At 60.0% G+C, this 6,086-nt stretch carries 4 protein-coding genes and 2 tRNA genes; 2 read left to right on the forward strand and 4 right to left on the reverse strand.

Annotated features, from left to right (window positions below):
- Window positions 1-57: 57 nt before the first annotated feature.
- Window positions 58-2,247, reverse strand: coding sequence for a 4-alpha-glucanotransferase (gene malQ, locus G4923_RS17205; RefSeq protein ID WP_163137784.1), 2,190 nt, complete (start codon window positions 2,245-2,247; stop codon window positions 58-60).
- 345 nt (window positions 2,248-2,592) lie between these two features.
- Between malQ and gap the strand changes: the two genes are divergently transcribed.
- Window positions 2,593-3,588, forward strand: a complete 996-nt coding sequence (gap, locus tag G4923_RS17210) for a type I glyceraldehyde-3-phosphate dehydrogenase (protein ID WP_005313250.1) — start codon at window positions 2,593-2,595, stop codon at window positions 3,586-3,588.
- 108 nt (window positions 3,589-3,696) lie between these two features.
- The gene (locus tag G4923_RS17215) at window positions 3,697-4,563 is read left to right on the forward strand and encodes a D-hexose-6-phosphate mutarotase (protein WP_163137785.1); all 867 of its coding nucleotides are present in this window, start codon (window positions 3,697-3,699) and stop codon (window positions 4,561-4,563) included.
- An 88-nt stretch (window positions 4,564-4,651) separates the two neighbouring features.
- Here G4923_RS17215 and nadA read toward each other — a convergent pair whose 3' ends face one another.
- The 3 genes from nadA to G4923_RS17230 form a co-directional block, all read right to left on the reverse strand.
- Window positions 4,652-5,725 (reverse strand): quinolinate synthase NadA, encoded by a 1,074-nt coding sequence (gene nadA, locus G4923_RS17220; protein WP_163137786.1) that lies wholly within the window; start codon window positions 5,723-5,725, stop codon window positions 4,652-4,654.
- Window positions 5,726-5,878: 153 nt separating this feature from the next.
- Window positions 5,879-5,954, reverse strand: a tRNA-Val gene (locus tag G4923_RS17225).
- Window positions 5,955-5,972: 18 nt separating this feature from the next.
- Window positions 5,973-6,048 (reverse strand) — tRNA-Lys (locus G4923_RS17230).
- Window positions 6,049-6,086: the final 38 nt, after the last annotated feature.

Raw genomic sequence — 6,086 nt, forward strand, 5'->3', positions numbered from 1 at the left:
TCCGCTCCGGCCTGGGCCGAAGCGGATGAAAGTGAGTCACATGTTGACAGCAAGGGCTCAACGACTGGCCTCGTCACGGGCCTGGCTCATCTTGCCCGCCAGCGCCTTGAGCGCCTCATCGGCAAAAATATCTTCCAGATCCTTTGAAAGCTTGCGACGCCAGTTCGGGTATTCGTAACTGGTGCCCGGCACGTTGACCGGCTTGTCCATCTCCAGCCAGTCTTCCAGCTGGGTACTGAACAGGGCACAGCTGCCGCGGGACATGTGCAGTTGCAGGCCATGGTTGAGTTCGGTGTTCATCCCGACCCAGTTCACGTCATGGCTGATGTTGCCAGAGATGACCCCATGGGCATGCAGGCTGTCAAGGATCCGCTGCTTGGCCTGGTGGCGATCAGCATACAGGGTCTTGAGTACCTCTTCATCCGGGTACAGGCCCAGCTCGCGGCCCAGCGCCAGATCGTCGCAATGCCAGAAGCCCTTCAGGGTCGGCATGTCGTGGGTGGTCAGGGCCGACATCGCCTGCTCGGTGTAGTGCGCCGGGGAGATGAAACCGCCGTCCCCCTTGGAGCGCTCGAAGAAGAACACCTTGTAGGAGTGGACGCCGTTCTCTTTGAGCGTGACGTCTATGCCTTCCGGCACTGTGCCGAGATCTTCACCGATCAGCAGGCACTGGTTGCGGTGGGACTCGAGGGCAAGTATCCCCAGCAGGTCGTTGACCGGATAGTAGATGTAGGCGCCCTTGGCGGCGGACGCTCCGGGCGGAACCCACCACAGGCGCAGCAAGGCCATCACATGGTCGATGCGCAGCGCGCCGCAGGCACGCATGTTGGCGCGGAACAGATCCACCATGGGCTGATAGGCTGCCTCGAACAGCTGGTTCGGGTTCATGGGGGGAAGACCCCAGTTCTGACCGAGGGGGCCCAGGATGTCGGGGGGCGCACCGACCGAGGCTTTCGGGCAGTAGAGATCCCGGTTGGCCCAGATCTCGGTGGAGCCTTCGGAGACGCCCACCGCCAGATCCCGGTAGATCCCCATCACCATGCCGGCGGCCTTGGCGCGGGCATCGGCTTGCGCCAGCTGCTCATCGGCCAGGAACTGCAGATAGAGGTAGAAATTCACATCCTGGCTGTGATCCTGCATCCAGGCAGCCACTTCCGGGTTGTGGTAATCGCGGAAGGCATCCGGCCAGACCGGCCAGCCCCAGGCGTTCTCACCCTTGCCATAGAAATGGGCCTGCAGGGCATCAAAGGCGGCCTGCTGTTGCAGGCTGTCGCCACCGGCGGCCACGAAGGCATCGAAGGCGGCCTGACGCTCGGCGCTGAGCCTGGCCTCATCGAACACCTGGCGCAGCATGCCTATCTTGGTCTCGATGACGCCGGTGTAATCCACGTTCTCCTTGGCCCGCAGGGAGGCCAGATGCTGCTGGAAGGCCGGGCTCGCCACATCGGCCTTGAGCCGCTCGTTGGCCAGAAACTCGGGCACGGCTTCCACATTGATGTAGGCCACGTTGAGCCAGCGGCGGGAAGAGGGGCTGTAGGGGCTGGCACTCTCGGGATTCGCAGGATAGAGGGCATGGATGGGGTTCAGCCCCACGAAATGGGCTCCCCAGGCGGCGGCCTGCTCGACCAGCTGGCCAAGGTCGCTGAAATCACCTATGCCCCAGTTGTGGCGGCTGCGCAGGCAGTAGAGCTGCACGCTCGGGCCCCACACCTTGCGGCCGTTGGCGATGGGCGCCTGCTTGTAGCAGGACTTGGGCGCGACTATGAGGCGCATGGTGGCGAGTGGCTCGTCGTTGCCCTCTTCCAGCAGCACCAACTGGTGATAGCCGAGCTCCGGCTGCACATCCAGCGCGACCCTATAGGCCTGACACTCCATCTCCTCGAATTCGGCGACGCCGACCAGTTCCCCTTCGATGGGGGTCAGCTGGCCGGACAACAGGGCTCCCTGCTCCAGCACTATCTGCCAGTGGAGGGCGTCGTTGACGAACTCTATGGGCAGACGAACCTCGAGGCTGATGGGGTCGCCACTGCGCACTACCATCACGGGATCCAGAGGTCGCAACCAGTGCTGACGGTGCTCCTGCTCCAGCTGTTCGGTCAGGGCGGCCTCGTCGTCGACGCGGTAGCCCATGGCGCCCAGCATGGCGGCCTTGCTCTCTTCGGATACCTGGGCCGGGTGGCCCCAGGCATCAACATACTCACTGGCGATACCTTTTGCGGCAGCCAGCTGTTCAATCAGGGTGGTCATAGTTTGAGAATTCCCGCTGTGGATTCTATCTACACTATTTGTGATTAATTTTTATGGGTGGTACTTGAACAGTGGCTCTTTGGCCATGCTAAACCGCGCACATTTTTACATATCTCCCCGGCTGGTTGTGTGACCGAACAGGCACTATTGTTGATCTCTGCGACCGGATCCGCTGATGATGCATTCGACAAAAGTTGGTAGCCAGTTACATAAAACGAAAATAAATTTCACAGTTTTTCATGATATAGCGCAATTTCGCGCAGATTGTTGGTTGACTCACCGGTGAGTTCTAGTAAATTTACAAACGGAATTTTCTTTGACTACTGAACAGTTAGGTAACCAAATATGACTATCAAAGTAGGTATTAACGGTTTTGGCCGCATCGGTCGTTTCGTGTTCCGTCTGGCCGCTGAGCGTGCTGACATCGAAGTGGTTGGTATCAACGACCTGATCGACGTTGACTACATGGCTTACATGCTGAAGTACGATTCAACTCACGGTCGTTTCAACGGTACCGTTGAAGTTAAAGACGGCAACCTGGTTGTTAACGGCAAAACCGTACGTGTTACCGCTGAGCGTGACCCGGCAAACCTGAAATGGGATGCCATCGGTGTTGACGTTGTTGCCGAAGCTACCGGTCTGTTCCTGGACGACGCCACTGCTCGCAAGCACATCGCTGCCGGCGCCAAGAAAGTCGTACTGACCGGTCCGTCCAAAGACGCTACCCCTATGTTCGTCATGGGTGTTAACGACGCTACCTACGCTGGCCAGGACATCGTTTCCAACGCTTCCTGCACCACCAACTGCCTGGCCCCGATCGCCAAGGTTCTGAACGATACCTTCGGTATCGAATCCGGCCTGATGACCACTGTCCACGCTACCACTGCTACCCAGAAGACCGTTGATGGTCCGTCTGCCAAAGACTGGCGCGGTGGCCGCGGTGCGGCTCAGAACATCATCCCGTCCTCTACCGGTGCTGCCAAGGCTGTTGGCGTTGTTATCCCGGAACTGAACGGCAAACTGACCGGTATGGCTTTCCGCGTACCGACTCCGGACGTGTCCGTTGTTGACCTGACCGTCAACCTGAAGAAAGCTGCCACCTACGCAGAAATCTGCGCAGCCATGAAAGCAGCCTCCGAAGGCTCCATGAAGGGCGTGCTGGGCTACACCGAAGATCAAGTGGTTTCCACCGACTTCCTGGGTGAGCGTCAGACTTCAGTGTTCGATGCCAAGGCTGGTATCGCACTGAACGACAAATTCGTTAAAGTTGTATCCTGGTACGACAACGAAATGGGCTACTCCAGCAAGGTTCTGGACCTGATCGCTCACATCTCCAAGTAATTTGGGATGCGCAATCGCGTAGCTTGAAAAAAGGCGGCCATTGGCCGCCTTTTTGTATTCTGGATCTGCCGACCTCTTTCTTGAATGTGCGCGAGCACAGGAGTCTCCATGCAACCGACACGTACTCTGACAGCCCACTGTACCCTCAGTCACCCCGCGGGTGGCCAGCCTCTGCTGACCATCGACAACGAGCATGCCAGGGCGGAGATCAGCCTGTTTGGCGCCCATGTACTGAGCTATCAGCGCCACGGCGAACCCGCCTCGATCTGGCTCAGCGACAAGGCCGTGCTGGATGGCAGCAAGCCGATCCGGGGCGGCATCCCCCTGTGCTGGCCCTGGTTCGGCCCCTCCCCCGCTCGCGTCGGCAGCGGCAAGCCGGCCCATGGCTTCGCCCGCACCAGCCTGTGGACCCTGGATGGCGTCTCCGATCACGGGGATGGCACCCTGGTCCATCTGTCTCTGCGCGACACCGACGCCAGCCGCGCCCTCTGGCCCCACGCCTTCGAGCTGGAGCTGGATGTGCTGGTGGGCAAGGAGCTCTCCCTGGTGTTGACCACCCGCAACACCGGCAAGACGCCCCTCACCTACAATGCGGCCCTGCACACCTATCTGCAGATAAGCCGCCCAGAGGCCGTCAGCGTGACCGGGCTGGGTGAGCCTTATGCCGACAAGCTGACGGGTCAGGATGGGCAGCAGCAGGGCGCTCTGACGCTCACAGCTGCCATTGATCGGGTCTACCACCAAGCCGAGGCCATGGTGATGGTCAAGGACGGCGATCGCACCACTAAAGTGGTGAGCGGCAACAACGACAGCGTCGTGGTCTGGACCCCCTGGCTGGAAGGGGCCACCGCCATGGCGGACATGAGCGACGATGGCTACCGCACCATGCTCTGCGTCGAGGCGGCCATCACGGCCGAGGCTGGCGTCGTTATCGCGCCGGATGAGGAGCACAGCTTCTCTACCGTGATCATCTGATCTTTGTCTTCGCGAAACCCGTAACGAAAGAGGGCACCCCAACGGGTGCCCTCTTCTATTCAGCCTTTCTATTCAACGCTTCGCACACTCAGGCGTTGCCCTGGGTCTTGAGCTTGAGCTCGGCAGCGAAGTTCAGCATGCGATCCAGCGGGATCAGCGCCTTCACCCGCAACTCCTCATCCACCAGGATCTCGTGACGCTCGGCGCCATCGGTCAGTGCCTCCTTGATCGCAACCAGACCGTTCATCGCCATCCAGGGACAGTGGGCGCAGCTGCGGCAGGTGGCACCATCACCACCGGTCGGTGCCTCCACCATCTCCTTGTCCGGGCAGGCCTGCTGCATCTTGTAGAAGATGCCGCGATCGGTCGCCACTATCAGCTTCTGCTGGGGCAGCTCACGGGCCGCCTTGATGAGTTGGCTGGTAGAACCCACCGCATCAGCCAGTTCGATGACGGAAGCCGGGGACTCCGGGTGCACCAGCACGGCCGCGTCCGGGTTCTGGGCCTTGAGTTCGCGCAGGGCCTTGGCCTTGAACTCGTCATGGACTATGCAGTGACCCTGCCAGCGCAGCATCTCGGCGCCCGTCTTCTTCTCGATGTAGGCACCCAGGTGTCTGTCCGGACCCCAGATGATCTTGTGGCCCTGGCTGTCCAGGTGCTCGACTATCTCCAGCGCTATGCTGGAGGTGACCACCCAGTCGGCCCGGGCTTTCACCGCCGCAGAGGTATTGGCATAGACCACGACTATATGGTCGGGATGGGCATCGCAGAAGGCGGAGAATTTATCGATGGGGCAGCCCAGATCCAGGGAGCACTCCGCCTCCAGGGTCGGCATCAGCACCCGTTTGTGGGGGCTCAGGATCTTGGAGGTCTCCCCCATGAAGCGCACACCGGCCACGATCAGGGTCTGGGCGGCGTGATCACGACCGAAGCGAGCCATCTCGAGGGAGTCGCCGACGAAACCGCCGGTGGCCTCGGCCAGCGCCTGGATCTCGGGATCCGTGTAGTAGTGGGCAACCAGCACGGCCTGACGCGCCTCGAGCAGCGCCTTGATCTCGATGATCAGGGCCGCCTTCTGTTCGGCAGTCAGGGGAGCCGGTTTGACCGGAAAGGGATAGTCCATCTCGATGACCGGAGGGACACTGCTCAGTGCATTGCTCATTGCGACTGTTCCATCAACGCTTGGAAAGGCCAAAATTATAACCAGAAGCCGCGCACAAACCCATCAACAAATCGCGATCACCAGACAGGGAGCCAGCTGCAGCTAAAACAAGAAGGCCCGCACTGGAGAGCGGGCCTTCTTGTTTGCAAGTCATGGTGGTCGTTACTGGGCTCGAACCAGTGACCCCCTCCTTGTAAGGGAGGTGCTCTCCCAGCTGAGCTAAACGACCTGGGATAAGGCTAAATGATGGTGGGTCGTGCTGGATTCGAACCAGCGACCAATTGATTAAAAGTCAACTGCTCTACCGACTGAGCTAACGACCCATCTGTATCATTTTTTTTAAAGCATGGTGGTCGTTACT

The sequence above is a fragment of the Aeromonas rivipollensis genome (genome assembly GCF_010974825.1).
Taxonomy (GTDB): Bacteria; Pseudomonadota; Gammaproteobacteria; order Enterobacterales; family Aeromonadaceae; genus Aeromonas; species Aeromonas rivipollensis.